Source organism: Streptomyces cinnamoneus (assembly GCF_014650495.1).
Classification (GTDB): Bacteria; Actinomycetota; Actinomycetes; order Streptomycetales; family Streptomycetaceae; genus Streptomyces; species Streptomyces cinnamoneus.
In genome coordinates, this window is the sequence record NZ_BMVB01000006.1 from 289,995 (window position 1) to 307,399 (window position 17,405).

General features: G+C 74.1%; 13 protein-coding genes. 5 read left to right on the plus strand and 8 right to left on the minus strand.

Going from position 1 to position 17,405, the window contains the following annotated elements; all coding sequences use genetic code 11:
- The first annotated feature begins 224 nt into the window (after positions 1–224).
- From IE182_RS11710 to IE182_RS11720, 3 genes are all read left to right on the plus strand, one after another.
- Positions 225–1,958 carry an amino acid adenylation domain-containing protein gene (locus tag IE182_RS11710; RefSeq protein ID WP_190109666.1) on the plus strand — a complete coding sequence of 578 codons (1,734 nt, stop codon included), beginning with the start codon at positions 225–227 and terminating at the stop codon, positions 1,956–1,958.
- 103 nt (positions 1,959–2,061) lie between these two features.
- Positions 2,062–3,081 (plus strand): FAD-dependent oxidoreductase, encoded by a 1,020-nt coding sequence (locus tag IE182_RS11715; RefSeq protein ID WP_190109667.1) that lies wholly within the window; start codon positions 2,062–2,064, stop codon positions 3,079–3,081.
- A gap of 59 nt (positions 3,082–3,140) precedes the next feature.
- The gene (locus IE182_RS11720) at positions 3,141–3,845 is read left to right on the plus strand and encodes an HAD family hydrolase (RefSeq protein WP_190109668.1); all 705 of its coding nucleotides are present in this window, start codon (positions 3,141–3,143) and stop codon (positions 3,843–3,845) included.
- A gap of 33 nt (positions 3,846–3,878) precedes the next feature.
- Here the strand turns inward: IE182_RS11720 and IE182_RS11725 are convergent, their stop codons facing one another.
- The 8 genes from IE182_RS11725 to IE182_RS11760 all read right to left on the minus strand — a co-directional run bounded on the left by IE182_RS11725 (position 3,879) and on the right by IE182_RS11760 (position 14,817).
- Positions 3,879–4,466: a glycoside hydrolase family 25 protein gene (locus IE182_RS11725; RefSeq protein WP_190109669.1), complete on the minus strand. Its 588-nt coding sequence runs from the start codon at positions 4,464–4,466 to the stop codon at positions 3,879–3,881.
- A 78-nt stretch (positions 4,467–4,544) separates the two neighbouring features.
- Positions 4,545–5,408, minus strand: a complete 864-nt coding sequence (locus IE182_RS11730) for an ATP-grasp domain-containing protein (protein ID WP_190109670.1) — start codon at positions 5,406–5,408, stop codon at positions 4,545–4,547.
- Entirely contained in the window at positions 5,405–6,292 is an 888-nt protein-coding gene (locus IE182_RS11735) for an ATP-grasp domain-containing protein (protein WP_190109671.1), read from the minus strand. Before IE182_RS11735 ends, IE182_RS11730 begins: the two co-directional genes overlap by 4 nt.
- A gap of 68 nt (positions 6,293–6,360) precedes the next feature.
- Positions 6,361–7,404: a methylmalonyl Co-A mutase-associated GTPase MeaB gene (gene meaB, locus IE182_RS11740; RefSeq protein WP_190109751.1), complete on the minus strand. Its 1,044-nt coding sequence runs from the start codon at positions 7,402–7,404 to the stop codon at positions 6,361–6,363.
- 22 nt (positions 7,405–7,426) lie between these two features.
- A complete protein-coding gene (gene scpA, locus IE182_RS11745; RefSeq protein WP_190109672.1) occupies positions 7,427–9,628 on the minus strand; it encodes a methylmalonyl-CoA mutase in 2,202 nt (733 codons plus the stop codon).
- A complete protein-coding gene (locus tag IE182_RS11750) occupies positions 9,628–11,514 on the minus strand; it encodes a methylmalonyl-CoA mutase family protein (protein WP_190109673.1) in 1,887 nt (628 codons plus the stop codon). The genes scpA and IE182_RS11750 overlap by 1 nt, the downstream gene beginning before the upstream one ends.
- A gap of 104 nt (positions 11,515–11,618) precedes the next feature.
- Positions 11,619–12,647: a CinY protein gene (locus IE182_RS11755; RefSeq protein WP_229844742.1), complete on the minus strand. Its 1,029-nt coding sequence runs from the start codon at positions 12,645–12,647 to the stop codon at positions 11,619–11,621.
- A 94-nt stretch (positions 12,648–12,741) separates the two neighbouring features.
- Positions 12,742–14,817 carry a SpoIIE family protein phosphatase gene (locus IE182_RS11760; RefSeq protein ID WP_190109674.1) on the minus strand — a complete coding sequence of 692 codons (2,076 nt, stop codon included), beginning with the start codon at positions 14,815–14,817 and terminating at the stop codon, positions 12,742–12,744.
- 80 nt (positions 14,818–14,897) lie between these two features.
- Between IE182_RS11760 and IE182_RS11765 the strand changes: the two genes are divergently transcribed.
- Together IE182_RS11765 and IE182_RS11770 are read left to right on the plus strand one after the other, a co-directional pair.
- Positions 14,898–16,334 (plus strand): lipase maturation factor family protein, encoded by a 1,437-nt coding sequence (locus tag IE182_RS11765; RefSeq protein ID WP_190109675.1) that lies wholly within the window; start codon positions 14,898–14,900, stop codon positions 16,332–16,334.
- Between the two features lie 54 nt (positions 16,335–16,388).
- Entirely contained in the window at positions 16,389–17,396 is a 1,008-nt protein-coding gene (locus IE182_RS11770; RefSeq protein WP_190109676.1) for a PHP domain-containing protein, read from the plus strand.
- Positions 17,397–17,405 lie beyond the last annotated feature (9 nt).

Consider the following 17,405-nt stretch of genomic DNA (forward strand, 5'->3'; position numbering starts at 1 on the left):
TGAGCGGAGGGGCGGTGGCGTCCTCAGAATACGGTGAATGGTAGGAAATTATGCCTATGGAGGGCTCCATTGATCGCCCGGCGTGCCGGTGGAGAGCCGTCATCGATTCGTACACCGCGCGGATGAACGCGCGTTGATCCCGCTCTGGTTGGTTTTGCCGTACGGACGCCGGACGCCACCCGGCGGCCGCCGAAACCGGGACGCAGCGAATGACAGGATGTGAAATGGTTGATTCCGGGCATGCCCTGAAGCCGCCCACGACACCGCAGGACGTCACCACCGCCCTCGGCGGGGCGTCAGCTGCCGTGCTGGCACGGCGGGTTGCGGAGACCCATGCCGCTCTGGCGGCCGGCGGGCCCGGGCTGCCCGCCCCCGGCGACGTCCCGCTCCTGCTCGCCCTGGGGGACGGCGGGACGGCCCCCGTCCCCGACCGCTGCCTGCACGAGCTCTTCGAGGAGCAGGCCGGCCGCACCCCGGACGCCGTGGCCGTGCACTGCGACGGCGTGGAGCTCACCTACCGGGACGTCGCGGAGAGGGCGCAGGAGTTGTCCCGCAGGCTGCCCGGCCCCCTCGCCCCGGGCCGGCCGGTCGGGATCTGCCTGGAACGTTCGGCGGACCTGGTCGCGGCGCTGCTGGCGGTGCTCACGACGGGCGGCTGCTACGTGCCGCTCGATCCGTCCCTGCCGCCCGGGCGGCTGCGCTTCATCGCCGAGGACGCCGGGCTGGAGCTCGTCCTGACGAGTGCCGCGTCGGCCGCCCGGCTCGACGGGATCCCCGTCCGCGTGGTCCTCACGGACGGGGACGCGCAGGGCACGGACGACGGGCATCTTGCCGGCGGCGCCCGGGACAAGCTCCGCGCCCCGGGCCCCCGCGACCCGGCGTACGTCATCTACACCTCGGGCAGCACCGGCCGGCCGAAGGGCGTGGTGGTCGAGCACCGCTCCGCGGTCGACGTCCTCCTGCGGAAGATCGAGCTCGGCGGTCTCGGCCCCGGCTCCCGCATGCTCGGCTTCGCCTCGGCCGCCTTCGACGTCTCGCTGCTGGAGATCTTCGGCGCACTGCTGTCCGGCGCCACCCTGGTCCTGGCCACCGAGGAGGACCGGCTGGACACGGGACGGCTCCAGACGCTGATGGTCACGCAGCGGGTGACCGCCGCCGACCTGCCCGTCGCCCTCCTTCCGCTGCTCGACCCGGAGGAGCTCGTGGATCTCGGGTTCCTCTCGACCGGCGGCGAGGCTCCCCCGGGTGCACAGCTCGACCGCTGGGCCGCCCCGGGCCGGGCGGTCTGGAACAGCTACGGCCCCACCGAGACCACCGTGGACGTCACCATGCACCGCTGCACCGCCCCGGCCCGGGAGCCGTTCCCGCCGATCGGCCGGCCGATGGCCAACCACCGGGTGTACGTGGTCGACCCGGCCCTGCGGCTGCTGCCGCCCGGCGCGCCCGGCGAGCTGTGCGTGGCCGGCGCCGGGCTGGCGCGCGGCTATCTGGGCGCGCCCGCCCTGACCGCCGAGCGCTTCGTCGAGGACCCGTGGGGGCCGCCGGGCTCCCGGCTCTACCGCACCGGGGACCTGGTGCGCTGGAACGCCGAGGGCCGGCTGGAGTTCCTGGGCCGCGCCGACGGCCAGGTGAAGGTCAACGGTCACCGGATCGAGCTGGGCGAGATCGAGGCTCACCTCGCCCGGCACCCGGACGTCCTGCAGGCGGCCGTGACGGTCCGCCGGGACGCGGTGGTGCAGGCCCTGGTCGGCTACGTGGTGCCCCGGGAGGGTGCCGCCCCGGCCCCCGCCGCGCTGCGCGCGCATCTCGACCGGTCGTTGCCGGGCTACATGGTCCCGCACGCCTATGTGACGCTCGACCGGCTGCCGCTGGGGCCGAGCGGCAAGCTCGACCGCGGGGCGCTGCCGGCTCCCGGCCGCGCCGCACGGGCGGGCGGCCCGGGCCGGGCGCCGGCGTGAGCCCGGGGCCGCCGTCCCGCCCCGGGCGGATACCCGTCTATCGCGGTGCAGAACCCGCGTAGAGCGTCCCAAGCCATGATGCGGGGGACGGAAGGGGCATGTGGTGGACTCCGAAAGACACTACGACGTATTGGTGGTCGGCGCCGGCGCGGCGGGCGCATCGGCGGCGCGGCTGCTGGCGGGCTCCGGGAGGCGGGTCCTGGTCGCCTCGCCCGGCGGCGGGGACGCTCCGTCGGCCCTGCCGCCCGCGGGCCCACTCGCCCGGACGGTACGGGAAGCCGCGGGTGACGGCGCCGAGTTCGTCCGTGGAGAGGTGCTGGACATCCGCACCTCCGGAACGAACGCCCGGCTACGGATCCGTGGTGGCGGCTCGTTCACCGGCGACCGCGTCCTGCTGGCCGTCGGCCACACGCCGGGCCTGCCGTCCTGGCTGCCCGCCGGCGCCTGGGGCCGGTGCGCCTTCGACCGCCCGCGCGGTGGGGCGCGCCGCTCCCGTGCGGCCGCCGCGCGGGTCCCGGCCGGTGCCCGTGGCCGGCCGCGCGACGTCTGCGTCAGCGTCGGCAGGGGCGTGGAGGCGCTGGAGTCCGCCCTGCTCTCCGTGGGGCACGCCGGCCGGGTGACCGCCGTCATCTCCGACCCGGACGCCCTCGACTGCGACCAGGCGTGGCGGCTTCGGCGGTCGGGCGGCAACGTGGTGCGGGACCTGGTGGTCGCGGCGATGGAACTGCCGTCCGGCACCCTCAAGCTGCTCACCACCGAGGGGCGGGAGCTGCTGGCGGACACCCTGCTCCTGCCCGGGGCGGGCGCCCCCGTCCGCCGCCCGCTGACCAGCCTGCTGGCGCTGAGCGTCGACGCCCGGGGCAACCCCCGGACCAGCAGCTCCGGGCGGACTTCCAACCCCCGGGTGTGGCACGTCCGGGACGACGCCGGCGCGGCGGACGGCTTCTCCCGCGCCGCGGCCGACGGCCTGGTCGCCGCCCGCTCCATCGTGGAGGACATCCTGCTGAGCAGCTCCGGCGGCGCGGCGACCGGAGCCGGGGCCTCCGCCCGCCGGGGCCTGCGACGGTCCCTCGGCAGCCGGACCGTCGCCGGGCCGGCCCGGCTCGGTTCCGCCGCCGGGTGACATACTGACGGCCCGCCGGCCCCGACGGCCGGTTCCTTGCGGCGTGGACGGGAGCACTGATGACCGGGACAACCGCCCAGGGCGTGCTGTTCGACTTCTCCGGCACGCTCTTCCGCATCGAGTCCACCGCTTCCTGGCTGCGGGCCGCGCTCGACCGGAACGGGACCGAGCTGTCCGGCACACAGTTCGCGCGGCTGACACGTCAGTTGGAGGTGGCCGGTGCGCTGCCCGGCGGTCCGCTGCCGCAGGCCGTGCCACCGCACCTGGCGCAGGTGTGGGCCGGACGCGACCGCAGCACGCAGGAGCACCGGGCCGCCTACACGGGCCTCGCCCGGGAGGTGCCGCTGCCCGACGCGGCCCTGTACGACCTGCTGTACGCCCGGCACATGGAGCCCGCCGCCTGGCGGCCGTACGCCGACGCCGGCGAGGTCCTCGGCGAACTGCGGCGGCGCGGCGTACGGACCGCGGTGGTGAGCAACATCGGCTGGGACCTGCGGCCGGTCTTCCGCGCGCACGGCCTGGACGGTCCGGTGGACGCCTATGTGCTGTCGTACGAGCACGGCGTGCAGAAGCCCGATCCACGGCTGTTCCGGGTGGCGTGCACGGCGCTCGGGCTGCCGCCCGAGCGGGTGCTCATGGTCGGCGACGACCCGCGTGCGGACGCGGGGGCGGCCGGGATCGGCTGCGCGGTGCGGCTGGTGGAGAGCCTTCCGGTCGAGGAGCGGCCGGACGGTCTGCTACCGGTCCTGGACCTCGTCGGCTGAGCCCCCCCCCGGCCGCCGGGCACCGGCCCGCGCTCACTCCGCGGCCGGCGGCCCCGGGGCCTCCGCCTCCCTCGCCGCCCCCGCCCAGGCCCGCAGGGCGCCCCGGTCGGCGAACCGGGCCACATTGCGGTCCAGGCCCCCGGCCCAGCTGTACTGGTGGAAGGTCCACGGATGCTGTACGGCCGGGTGGCCGGCGGCGTGGCCGGGGTCGGCTATCCACAGGCCGTCGCCCGCGTTGCTCGTCGTGTCGCGGTTGAACCAGTAGTCCCGGTTGCAGTAGAGCACCACCCGGTGCCCGCTCGCCTTGGCGCGGACGTGGGCGAGCCAGCGGTCCTTGTCCGGGCACCACACGTCGGGGTGCTCCCAGTCGAGGGCCAGGACGTCGCCCGCGCGTAACGCGATCTTCCCGAGGAAGTAGTTGCCCTGCGCCGACATCGAGCCCGGTGTGACGTAGTGGTAATAGCCGACGACGAGCCCCGCCCGCCGGGCCCGGTCGCGCTGGACGACCCACTTGGGGTTGGTGTACGACGTTCCCTCCGTGACCTTGACGAAGACGAAGTCCAGCCCCTGGAGGGGGTAGTTCTCGCTGTTGTGGCTGCTGACGTCTATGCCGTGGAGCATGCCGGCCTCCTTCGGAACTGCGCACGACAGGCGTCCGCAGTATCGAGGGGAACCGGCGAGGCTGCGAGGGGTGCGGCCTCAGATCTTCTGCGGCTCGGCCAGCGGGCCCGGCCGGCGGGGCGACGGCAGGCGCGGGCGCCGGCCGCCCCCGGCCGTGCGCAGGGCCAGCGCGGCCAGGGCCTCGGGCGCCCCGGCCTGGCCCCGGATGCCCGGGAAGGCGTTGATGTCGACGATCACGGGCTCTCCCCCGGCGTCGAGGAGGTCGACGCCGTAGACGTCCAGGGCGAACACCTCGCCCACGCGCCGCACGACGTCCAGCCACCCCTCGGGCAGCTCACCGGTCCCCAGCGAGCGGGTGGTCTTGTCGGGGACGTCCGTGGCCAGCTCGGAGCGGCGCAGTCCGGCGAAGATGTCGTCGGCGACGGCCCAGAGCTTGTGGTCCCAGCCGTCGTTGGGCGTGAAGGGCTGGATGACCACCGGCTCGTCCGGCCACCGTTCGGCCAGCGACCGCAGACGGGCGAGGTCGTCGACGCGGGCGACCAGGTCGTGACGCCGGCTCCGCCGGCTCTTGACCACCACCGGGCCCGGCAGCTCTTCCCCCGCCGCCGCGCAGCGCGACAGGGACGCCTCGGTGCGGGTGTCCACGAACGGCAGGCCCGCACGCCGGGCCACCTCCGCCATGGCGGTGCGGTCCTGGCACAGCTCGGTGGCCGCGGCGGAGTTCAGCACCGGAGCCCCGTGTTCCTCCAGGAAGCGGGCGTACGCCAGGGCCCGCGGGGTGCGCGTCTTGAGCAGGTAGACGTCGGCGAGGGCCGCGGGGTCCGGGAAGTCCTCCGTCGTCCCCGGGTCGGTCCATTCGACGGTGTGGCGGGGCGTCAGCAGGGCCGTGGTCTCGGCGAGCAGCGGGTGGCCGGGGTCGGGGGTGAGCAGGCAGATCCTCATGCGTCGCCGCCGGCGGCCCGGGCCTGCGCCGTCAGCAGGGGGTGCGGGCCGGGTGCCGGGCCCGCTCCTCCCCCGCCCGCCAGCCGCAGGATGGCGCGCGAGACCGTGGCCACGGCGTCGGGCACCTGACGGAAGCTGGGGAAGTCGTTGACGTCCACGACGACCGGGCCGTCGGGGCCGAGGACGATGTCCACCCCGTAGAGGTCGAGGCCGAAGGCGGCACCGACCTCGGTGGCGATGGCCGCGATCTCGGGGGCCAGCGGTACGTGGCGTTCCCGGGCGGGGTGGTCGGGGTGCAGGGGGCTGCGGCGCTCGGTGGCGTACAGCTCGCCGGCGACGCAGTAGACCTTCAGGTCGACGCCCGTGTTGGGCACGTAGGGCTGGGCGATGAGCATGCCGTCCGGGTGCCCGTCGGTGTCCGGTGCGGGGGCCGTCAGCCGCTCCGCGTCCGGTACGAGCCGGACCGCGCGCCCCGAGCTGCCGTCGGCGGGCTTGACGACCAGCGGGTAGGCGCTCGCCGGCAGCGCGGCGAACTCCTCCGCCCGGGCGGCGGCGTAGGTCGGGGGCACCGGCAGGCCGCGGCCCTCGGCTATCACGGCGGCGAGGGCCTTGTCCCGTACGCCCCTGATGGAACGGGCGTCGTTGACCGTGGTCAGGCCGACGGCCGCGGCGGCCTCCAGGAGCGTCAGCCCCGGGCCGCCGGACACGGTCTTGAGCACCCACGCGTCGTGGTCCCCGGCGCGGACCACCTCCGAGAGGCGCATCAGCGAGCTTCCCGGCCGCAGCACGTCCACCCGGTGGCCCCAGGCGGTCAGTTGGCGGATGACGTCCACCGGCATGCCGTCGTACCGGTACTGCTCCTCCACCAGGAAGCAGAGTCTCATGTGCTGCATCATCCTCGATATCCCGGACATCCGCCGATGCGCCCGGCGAACTGTGACGGCTCAGGATGTCATGGCGCCGGGTGGGCTCCGTACCCGGCGGCCGGTGCCCGCGGACCGGGCGGACGGAACGCCTCCAGAAGTCGTTCGGCGGCCAGGGCCGCCGTCAGGGTGCCCTCGCGCACCTGCTGTTCGAGGCCGGGGCCCAGTCGGCGCACGTCGGGGTGGTCGCGGAGCTCCGTCAGGAGCTGTTCGCGGACCATGGTCCACACCCAGTCGACCTGCTGTCCGCGGCGTCGTTCCTCCAGCGCGCCGGTGGCCTCAAGGACGCGGCGGTGCTGCTCCACGCGCTCCCACAGGACGTCCAGGCCGGTGTTCTCGCGGGCGCTGCACGTGAGCACGGGAGGGTTCCAGGCGGCGTCCGGCGACTGGAGCAGGCGCAGTGCGCCGGCCAGTTCGCGGGCGGCGGCCTTGGCGTCCCGTTCGTGCGGTCCGTCCGCTTTGTTCACGGCGACGAGATCGGCTAGTTCCAGGACGCCCTTCTTGATGCCCTGGAGCTGGTCGCCGGTGCGGGCGAGGGTGAGCAGCAGGAAGGTGTCGACCATGTCGGCGACGGCCGTCTCGGACTGGCCGACGCCGACGGTCTCCACCAGCACGACGTCGTATCCGGCGGCCTCCATCACCACGATGGTCTCGCGGGTGGCCTTGGCGACCCCGCCGAGCGTTCCGGCGGTGGGCGAGGGACGGACGAAGGCCGCCGGGTCGACGGCGAGGCGCTCCATGCGGGTCTTGTCGCCCAGGATGCTGCCGCCGGTGCGGCTGGAGGAGGGGTCGACGGCGAGCACGGCGACCTTGTGGCCGAGCCCGGTGAGCATCGTGCCGAGGGCGTCGATGAAGGTGGACTTGCCGACGCCGGGCACGCCCGTGATGCCGATCCGCCGCGCCGCACCGGCGTGCGGCAGCAGCTGGGTCAGCATCCGCTGGGCGAGCGCCCGGTGGTCGGCGCGCGTGGACTCGACGAGCGTGATGGCGCGGGCGACGGCCGCCCGCTTCCCGTCCAGCACGCCCTTCACATAGGCGTCGAGGTCGATGGTCCTGCGGGCGGGCGGGGTCATGGCAGCCACCGGCGTTCCGGGCTCACAGCTCGTGGCCGAGGACCCCGGCGAGGGTCTCCAGCAGGTCGTGGGCGGCGTCCGGGATGACCGTTCCGGGCGGGAAGACGGCGGCGGCGCCCATCTCCCGCAGCGGCTCGACGTCCTGCGGCGGGATGACCCCGCCGACGACGATCATGATGTCCTCGCGGCCCTGTTCCTCCAGCTGCTCCCGCAGGGCGGGGACGAGCGTGAGGTGGCCGGCCGCCAGCGAGGAGACGCCCACGATGTGCACGTCCGCCTCGACCGCCTGCCGGGCGACCTCGGCCGGGGTCTGGAAGAGCGGGCCGACGTCCACGTCGAAGCCGAGGTCGGCGAAGGCGGTGGCGATCACCTTCTGGCCGCGGTCGTGGCCGTCCTGGCCCATCTTGGCGACCAGGATGCGCGGCCGCCGGCCGTCCTCGCGCTCGAACGCCTCCACCAGCGCGCGGGTGCGCTCCACTCCGGACGACGGCCCGGCCTCCTCGCGGTACACACCGGCGATCGTACGGATCTGCCCGGCGTGCCGCCCGTAGACCTTCTCCAGGGCGTCGGAGATCTCGCCGACGGTGGCCTTGGCGCGGGCCGCGTCCACCGCGAGGGCCAGGAGGTTGCCGTCGAGCCCCTGGCCGGGGCCGGCCTCGGCGGCCCGGGTGAGGGCGTGCAGCGCGTCCTGGCAGGCGGCCTCGTCGCGCTCGGCCCGCAGCCGCTGCAGCTTCTCGATCTGCTGGGCGCGCACGGAGGAGTTGTCGACCTTGAGCACCTCGATCTGCTCGTCGCTGTCCACCCGGTACTTGTTGACGCCGATCACCGGCTGCCGGCCGGAGTCGATGCGGGCCTGGGTGCGGGCGGCGGCCTCCTCGACGCGCAGCTTCGGGATGCCCGCGTCGATGGCCTGGGCCATGCCGCCGGCCGCCTCGACCTCCTGGATGTGCTGCCAGGCGCGGCGGGCGAGGTCGTGGGTGAGCCGCTCGACGTAGGCGCTGCCGCCCCAGGGGTCGATGACCCGGCAGGTCCCCGACTCCTGTTGCAGCAGCAGCTGGGTGTTGCGGGCGATGCGGGCGGAGAAGTCGGTGGGCAGGGCCAGCGCCTCGTCGAGGGCGTTGGTGTGCAGCGACTGGGTGTGCCCCTGGGTGGCGGCCATGGCCTCGACGCAGGTGCGCGCCACGTTGTTGAAGACGTCCTGGGCGGTCAGCGACCAGCCGGAGGTCTGCGAATGGGTGCGCAGGGAGAGCGACTTGACGTTCTTCGGCTCGAACTGCTTGACGAGCCGGGCCCACAGCAGCCGGGCCGCCCGCAGCTTGGCGATCTCCATGAAGTAGTTCATGCCGATGGCCCAGAAGAACGACAGCCGGGGTGCGAAGGCGTCGACGTCCAGTCCGGCGCCGAGCCCGGCGCGCAGGTACTCCACGCCATCGGCGAGGGTGTAGGCCAGCTCCAGGTCAGCGGTGGCCCCGGCCTCCTGGATGTGGTAGCCGGAGATGGAGATGGAGTTGTAGCGCGGCATCTTCTGCGAGGTGTACGCGAAGATGTCGGAGATGATCCGCATCGAGGGCCGGGGCGGATAGATGTAGGTGTTGCGGACCATGAACTCCTTGAGGATGTCGTTCTGGATGGTCCCGGCCAGCTTCTCGGGCGGCACGCCCTGTTCCTCGGCGGCCACGATGTAGAGCGCCAGCACGGGGAGCACCGCGCCGTTCATCGTCATCGACACGCTCATGCGGTCCAGCGGGATGCCGTCGAAGAGCTGCCGCATGTCGTAGATCGAGTCGATGGCGACGCCCGCCATGCCGACGTCGCCGGTCACGCGCGGGTGGTCGCTGTCGTAGCCGCGGTGGGTCGGCAGGTCGAAGGCGACGGACAGCCCCTTCTGACCGGCCGCCAGGTTGCGGCGGTAGAAGGCGTTGGACTCCTCGGCCGTGGAGAAGCCGGCGTACTGCCGGATGGTCCAGGGCTGGTTGACGTACATCGTGGGGTAGGGGCCGCGCAGGTAGGGCGCGATGCCCGGGTAGGTGCCCAGGAAGTCCAGCCCGTCGAGGTCCTCGGCGGTGTAGAGCGGCTTGACGCCGATGCCTTCGGGCGTCTGCCAGAGCAGGTCCTCGACGCTCTTGCCCGTGCTCTCCTTCAGGGCTGCGCGCCAGGCCGCGGCGTCGGCGGGGCCGGCGGACGCCGGTCCCAGGTCGATGCCGGAGAAGTCGGGGATCGACATCACGCCACTCCCATGCGGTCGAGGACGGAGGTGAGGACGGCGACGGCGTCGCCGCCGGCGAAGACGAACGCGTCGACCCCGGCCCGCAGGTACGCCTCCCGCTGCTCGCCGGCCGGCTTCCCCGCCAGGAGGACCCGTTCGGCGCCGGCGGCCCTGAGGGCGGTGGCGACGGCCTCGGCCTGTTCGGCGTAGAGCTTGTCGCTGGAGCACAGGCAGGCGACCGTGGCACCGCTGCGGACGAAGGCAGCGGCGACCGTGTCCGCGTCGACCGTGGCCGGTTCGTGGACGGGCTCGACGCCACCGGCCTGGAAGAGGTTGGCGGCGAAGGTCGCCCGGCCGGTGTGGGCGGCGGCGGGCCCGAGCGCGGCGAGGAAGACCCGCGGCCGGGCGCCGGTGGCGGCCAGGTGGGCGTCGGAGCGGGCGCGCAGCGCCTCGTACGCCTCGTCGCGGCGCACGCGGGGCAGGCCCCCCGTGGGGGCGGCCGGGGCGGCGTCGCGGTGGACGGGCTGTTCGCCCAGGTGGGGGAACTCGCTGACACCGGTGATGGGTTCGCGGCGGGTGGCGAGGTCGGCGGACCGCCGGCGCCAGGTGTCGGCGAGCCGCTCGGCGACGAGGCCGGAGCGCAGGGCGGCCGCCTGGCCGCCGGCCCGTTCGAGCTCCTGGAACCAGGCCCAGGCGGCGTGCGCGAGCTCGTCGGTGAGCCGCTCGACGTACCAGGAGCCGCCCGCCGGGTCGACGACGCGCGCGAGGTGGGACTCCTCCAGCAGGATGGAGGAGGTGTTGCGGGCGATGCGGCGGGCGAAGGCGTCGGGCAGGCCGAGGGCCTCGTCGAAGGGCAGGACGGTCACGGCGTCCGCGCCGCCCACCCCGGCGCCCAGGCAGGCGATGGTGGTGCGCAGCATGTTCACCCACGGGTCCCGACGGGTCATCATCACCGATGAGGTGACCGCGTGCTGGCGCTGGGCGCGCGCGGCGGGTGCCGCGCCGCTGACCTCCGCGACGCGGGACCACAGCCGTCGCGCGGCGCGCAGCTTGGCGATGGTAAGGAACTGGTCGGCGGTGGCGGCGTAGCGGAACTCCAGCTGGGCGCAGGCCGCGTCGGTGCTCAGCCCCGCGGCGGTGAGCGCGCGGAGGTAGGCGACGCCCGTGGCGAGGGAGCAGCCCAGTTCCTGGGCGGCCGAGGCGCCGGCGTCGTGGTACGGCAGGGCGTCGACGGTCAGGGCGCGGATGCCGGGGCGCTCGCGCAGGCAGCGGGCGGCGAGGGCGGCGGCGGCCGCGAGGGGGCCGGCGGGGTCGGTGTCGCCGCCGGTGCGGGCGAGCGTGCCCAGCGGGTCGGCGCCGAGGTTGCCGTGGGACGCCTCGCGCGGCACCTCGCGCTCGTCGTGGAGGCCGAGCAGGCAGGCGGCCGCGGTCTCGAACTCGGCGCCGGCGTCGAGGACGAGGGGCGCCAGGTCGAGGTAGACGCCGTCCAGTGCGGCGGGCAGGGCGGCGACGGGCAGTCCGGCGGTGCCGACGGTCATCCAGAGGGAGGTGACGCCGTTCTCCAGGTCGGCGAGGACGGCCTCGTTGGTCCGGCGCGGGTCGGGGCGGCCGTGGTGCTGACGGACGTCCCAGCCGGTCAGTGCGGTCCCGGCCACGGTGGACCCGCGCACGAAGGGCGGGAAGCCGGGGTGGCCGGCCGCGGGGGCCTCGTCGTCGGCCGTGTAGAGCGGACGGGTGGCGAGCCCGTCCTGGAGTGCGGTGGCCAGCGCGTCCTCGGCCGCCGGCCCCTCGGCCACGGTGCCCGCTCTGCTCAGTACGCCTGCGACGAGGCGCTGCCATTGGGTGCGGGTCGCGTCAGGGAACTCGGCGGCCAGGGAGAAGCCATCATCAGGCAGGACCGTCATGGGGGGAAGGCTAGGGGAGCTGGTGCGCCCGACAGCAGGGGCAACCGCTGTGACCTTGGCCTCTTCCTCCCGGACTGCTGCGGGGCTCCTGCGAGGGGGGCTGCTCAGCCCTTCGGCGCGCAGGCCCGCGCCGGGTCGTCGTGGGTGAGCACGCAACCGATGGTGGCTGCGCGGTCCTTGCCGTAACGGGCGGTCAGTGCGTCCCGGAAGTCGGTCCACTGGCGGCGGGTGTCGGTGATGGCGGCGCGGACGGCGCGGTCGAAGTTGTCGGCCGTCCTGCCGCGGTCGGTGGCGGGGTTGCCGGTGGCGCCGGTGGCCGGGTCGATGAGGCCGGTGTCCTTGTTGAGGCCGGAGTGCTGGACGCGCTGGGAGCAGCCCAGGGGCAGCAGCGAGAAGCAGCCGGTGGTGAGCTCGCGGGGGACGTCCGCGGCCGCCGGCGGGCGGCCGGTGGACAGGGCGAGCAGCGGGGAGGGGGCGGGCAGGCCGAGGCCGGGCGGGTTGTCCTTGCCCAGGGGGCGGCCGGTGGCCGCCTTGTCGGCCCAGTTGCTGTGCGAGTAGAAGTCCTGTACGCCGTGCAGGGCGCGACCGAGGCCCTCGATGGCCTCGCACTTGTTGCGGCCGGGCACGCCGAGGCTGAAGGTGCAGTCCCTGGTGAGGTCACTCTCGCGGGGGGCGACCGTGCCGTCGGCCTTGAGCGTGCCGCCGGCGGCGTCGACGCCTTCGCGGAAGCGGCTCTGCAGCTTGGCGACGCACGCCTGGAGCTGCCGGGTGGCCTCCTCGCGGCTGCGCGGGTATCCGGCGGCGGTGAGGAAGTCGGCGTTGTCGCAGTGCGCCTCGGGGGTGGCGATCTCGTCGGTGTCGGGGGCGCCGACGGCGCCGAAGGTGCCCTTGTGGCCCGCTATCTGGTCCAGGGAGCGGGGCTCGAAGCAGGTGCCGTCCGAGGGCCGGCCAGGTGCGCAGGCGAGGGCGGCGCGGGTGATGCGCTCGTGCTCGGCGTGCTGGCCGAGGGCGTTGACCGTGCCGAACGCCTGGGCGGACGGCGCCTGGGCGGTGAGCAGCGCGGCCGGGGTCAGGGCGGCGGCGCCCATCAGCAGCGTGGCGCGGCGCATGGTGTGACGTCTGGGGTTCCCCACGGGGTTCTTCTTGCCTTTCCGACGGTTCGTCAGGGACGGAAGCGACAGTGGACCCGGAGAACGGCACATCGCGCAAATCAGGGGCCGATTGCGGTCAGTCCGGATGGTGTCGGTCCGGTACGACGAATTCGCACCATACGGACTTACCGCCGCCGCGCGGCTCCACGCCCCAGACGTCCGCGAGCTGGTCGATCAGCAGCAGTCCGCGGCCCGAGACCTGCGACTCCCCCGGCTCCCGGCGGCGCGGCAGGGCGCTGGACTTGTCCTCGACCTCGATGCGCACACGGCGTTCGGGGCCGGGGAGCATGCGGATGGTCACCACGGCGGAGCCGTCGGTGTGCAGCAGGGCGTTGGTGACCAGTTCGTCGGCGGCCAGCTCGATCTCGTCGGAGCGTTCGCGGGCGCCCCAGGCCCGTACGGCGGCGCGGATCATGTGCCGGCCGGCGGACAGGGCCTCGGGGTCGGCGGGGGCGATGTGCTGCTGGAGCTTGCCGCCGCCGGGGGTGGCCGCGCCCTGGCGGCGCAGCAGCAGGACGGCCATGTCGTCCTCGCCGACGCGCTCGCCGACCACCTCGCACAGCAGGTCGGCGAGGCTCTGCAGCTCGTAGGGGCCGTCGCGGACGATGCCGGTGAGCTGGTGCATGCCCTCGTCGAGGTCGGAGCCGGGGACTTCGACGAGGCCGTCGGTGAACAGCAGCAGGGTCTCCCCCGGGTCGATCTCCACGGTGGTGACGGGGTAGTCGGGACGGCCGAACTCCGCGGAGAGGCCCAGCGGCAGCCCGCCGGAGACGGGCAGGCGGCGGCAGGTGCCGTCGGCGTGCCGGAGCAGCGGGTCGATGTGGCCGGCGCGCACCAGGTGGACGATGCCGGTGGTGAGGTCGGCCTCGGCGTAGGTGCAGGTGGCGAAGCGGTCGGTGTCGAGTTCGTGGAGGAAGGCGGAGGCGCGGGCCATGACGGTGGCCGGGGCGTGGCCCTCGGTGGCGTAGGCCCGCAGGACGATGCGCAGCTGGCCCATGACGGCGGCGGCGTGGGTGTCGTGACCCTGGACGTCGCCGATGACGGCGCCGACGCGGCCGCCGGGCAGGGGGATGGCGTCGTACCAGTCGCCGCCGATGTCGCGGCCCATGCGGGCGGAGCGGTAGCGCACCGCGATGCTCGCGCCGGGGATGTCGGGAATGCGGCGGGGCAGCATGGACTGCTGCAGGCCCTTGGCGAGGTCGTGCTCCTGGTCGAAGAGCATGGCGCGGGCGATGCTCTGCGCGAGACTGCTGCTCAGGACGATGAAGAGGTTGCGTTCGTGCTGGGTGAAGCCGCGCGCGTCGCGGTAGAGGAGGCCGAGCGCGCCGATCGGGCGGGCCTGGGCGATCAGCGGGAGGTAGGCGGCGGAGGCGATGCCGATGTCCTTGATCCGCTCCCACAGCCAGGGGTAGCAGGAGGCGAACTCCTCCCGGGATTCGATGAAGCGCGGGGTGAGGGTGCGGATGACCTCGCTCATGGGGAAGTTGTCGTCGACGCGGGTGTAGCGGGTGCCGGGGATGAAGTGCTCCGAGGGGCCCTCGGCCACCAGGTGGATCCGGCCGGCGTCGAGGAGCCCCAGGACGAGCAGGTCGGAGCCGAGGTGCTCGACGGCCTGGGCGTCCTTGAAGAAGTCGATGACGTCCTGGACGGTCCGGGCGTGGGCGAGGGCGGCGGTGATGGTCTCCACGACGGTGGTCTGGTGGCGGTGCTCGTCGTCCTGCAGCCGCGGGCCGGCCTGGTCGAGCTCCTCGGTGGCGTCCCGGACGACGCCGACGATGCGCCGGGGGCGCCCTTGCTCGTCACGCTGGATGCGGCCCTGGGTGTAGGTCCAGCGCAGGCTGCCGTCGTCGGTGCGGACGCGGTAGTAGGCGCCGTAGAACTCGCTGCCGTCCTTCAGGGCGCGGGAGACCAGGGCGTCGAGGCGGCTCGCGTCGGTGCGCGGCAGCCGGCCGCTGAGATCGGAGATGCTGCCGTGGTACGTGCCCGGGGGCACGTGCAGGATCTCCAGGGCCACCGGGTCCAGGTGGAGCCGGTCGTTGTCGAGGTCCCAGTCGAAGCTTCCGGTGCGGTTGAGGGCGAGGATCAGCTCCGGGCGAGCGGGCCAGTCGCCCGGTGCCGGTACGGCGGCAGGCGTCGCTCCCCGATCAACCATAGAGCCACTCTGCCACCTTTTGCCCGTTTCTTCGATGTGACTGCACGATCTGGAGGGGCGCAAGTGGTACGGATACCGCCATGGAGTGGTTCACGGCATCGGGGTACTGGCTGAGCCGGCTGGTCCTCCAGCGGGCACTCGCCGGCATCTACCTGATCGCCTTCGTCTCAGCCGCCGTGCAGTTCCGCGCCCTGATCGGCGAGCGGGGCATGCTGCCGGTGCCCCGGTTCGTGGCGTACGCACCGCTGCGCCGGGCGCCCAGCGTCTTCCACTTCCACTACTCGGACCGCTTCTTCGCCGCCTGGGCGTGGGGCGGTGCGCTGCTGTCGGCCGCGGTGGTGGCGGGCGCCGCGGACGCGGTGCCGCTGGGGGCGGCGATGGCCATGTGGGCGCTTTTGTGGGTGCTCTACCTGTCGATCGTCAACGTGGGCCAGACCTGGTACAGCTTCGGCTGGGAGTCACTGCTGCTGGAGGCCGGGTTCCTGGCCGTCTTCCTGGGCAACGCCCGGACGGACCCGCCCGTGCTCGTGCTGTGGCTGCTGCGCTGGCTGGTCTTCCGCGTCGAGTTCGGCGCGGGCCTGATCAAGATGCGCGGGGACGCCTGCTGGCGCGACCTGACGTGCCTGTACTACCACCACGAGACACAGCCCATGCCGGGCCCGCTGAGCTGGTTCTTCCACCGGCTGCCCCGGCCGCTGCACCGGGTGGAGACCGGCGCCAACCACGTCGCGCAGCTGGTGGTGCCCTTCGGCCTCTTCACGCCCCAGCCCTTCGCGAGCGTCGCCGCGGGCCTGATCATCGTCACCCAGCTGTGGCTGGTGGCCTCCGGCAACTTCGCGTGGCTCAACTGGCTGACGATCGTGCTCGCCTTCGCCGCCGTCGACGGATCGGCGATGGCGGAGCTGTTCTCCCTGCCCGGCCACACGCCTCTGGCGGGCGCCCCGGTCTGGTACGAGGTCCTGGTGCTCGCCGTCACGGTGCTGGTGGCGGTGCTCAGCTGGTGGCCGGTGCGCAACCTGCTCTCCTCGCACCAGCGCATGAACATGTCCTTCAACGCCCTGCACCTGGTCAACACCTACGGCGCCTTCGGCAGCATCAACCGCAGCCGCTTCGAAGTGGTCGTCGAGGGCACCGACGAGGAGACCCTCGGCGGCGGGACGGTCTGGCGGGAGTACGGCTTCCGGGGCAAGCCCGGCGACCCCCGCCGGCTGCCCCGCCAGTTCGCCCCGTACCACCTGCGGCTCGACTGGCTGATGTGGTTCGCCGGGATCTCGCCGGGCTACGCGCGCGAATGGTTCGGCCCCTTCGTCGAACGGCTGCTGACGGGCGACCGGGCGACGCTGCGGCTGCTGCGCCACAACCCCTTCCCCGCCGCCCCGCCCACCCACGTCCGCGCGCGGCTGTACCTCTACCGCTTCACCACCTGGCGCGAACTGCGCGAGACGGGCGCCTGGTGGCACCGCACGCTCGCGGGCGAGTTCCTGCCGCCGACGCGCCTGGCCGAACGCCCGTCCTGAAGGCGTGCGGCCCCCCGGGCCGTGGCGCACGGTGGTGGTGTGGAGGTGGGTGCCATGGAGGCCGTGGAGGCGCTGGAGCGGATCGCGTTCCTGCTGGAGCGCGCACAGGCCCCGACGTACCGCGTCAAGGCATTCCGCACGGCCGCCGCGGTGGTCGCGGGGATGCCGGAGGAGGAGGTGCGGCGCCGGGCGGCGGGGCAGTTGCTGACGGACCTGAAGGGCATCGGCCCCAAGACCGCGGCCGTGGTGGCCGAGGCGGTGCGCGGCGAGGTGCCCGCCTACCTGGCCCGGCTGGAGGAGGAGGCCGGCGAGCCGCTGGCCGAGGGCGGCCTGGCGCTCCGGGCGGCGCTGCGCGGCGACTGCCACCTGCACTCGGACTGGTCGGACGGCGGCAGCCCGATCGACGAGATGGCGCGCGCGGCCCGGGACCTGGGCCACGAGTGGGCCGTCCTGACCGACCACTCCCCGCGGCTGACGATCGCCCGGGGGCTCTCCCCGGAGCGGCTGCGCGCGCAGCTGCGCGCGATCGCCGAGGTCAACGAGCGGCTCGGGAACGGCTTCCGGCTGCTGACGGGCATCGAGTGCGACATCCTGGCCGACGGCTCGCTGGACCAGGAGCAGGAGCTGCTGGAACAGCTGGACGTGGTGGTCGCCTCGGTCCACTCCAAGCTGCGCATGGACGCGGAGGACATGACCCGGCGCATGGTCTCGGCGGTCGCCAGCCCGCTCGTGGACGTGCTCGGGCACTGCACGGGGCGGATCCTGGGGCACCGGCCCGAGTCGCAGTTCGACGCGGCGATGGTCTTCGCCGCGTGCACCCGCTTCGGCACCGCCGTGGAGATCAACAGCCGGCCCGAGCGGCTCGACCCGCCGCGCCGGCTGCTGCGCGAGGCGCTGGACGCCGGGGTGCTGTTCTCGGTGGACAGCGACGCCCACGCCCCCGGCCAGCTCGACTGGCAGATCCACGGCTGTGCCCGCGCCGAGGAGTGCGGCGTGCCGCCCGAACGGGTCATCACCACCTGGACGGCGGAACGCCTGCTGGACTGGGCCGGGTCGAAGTGAACCGGCCCG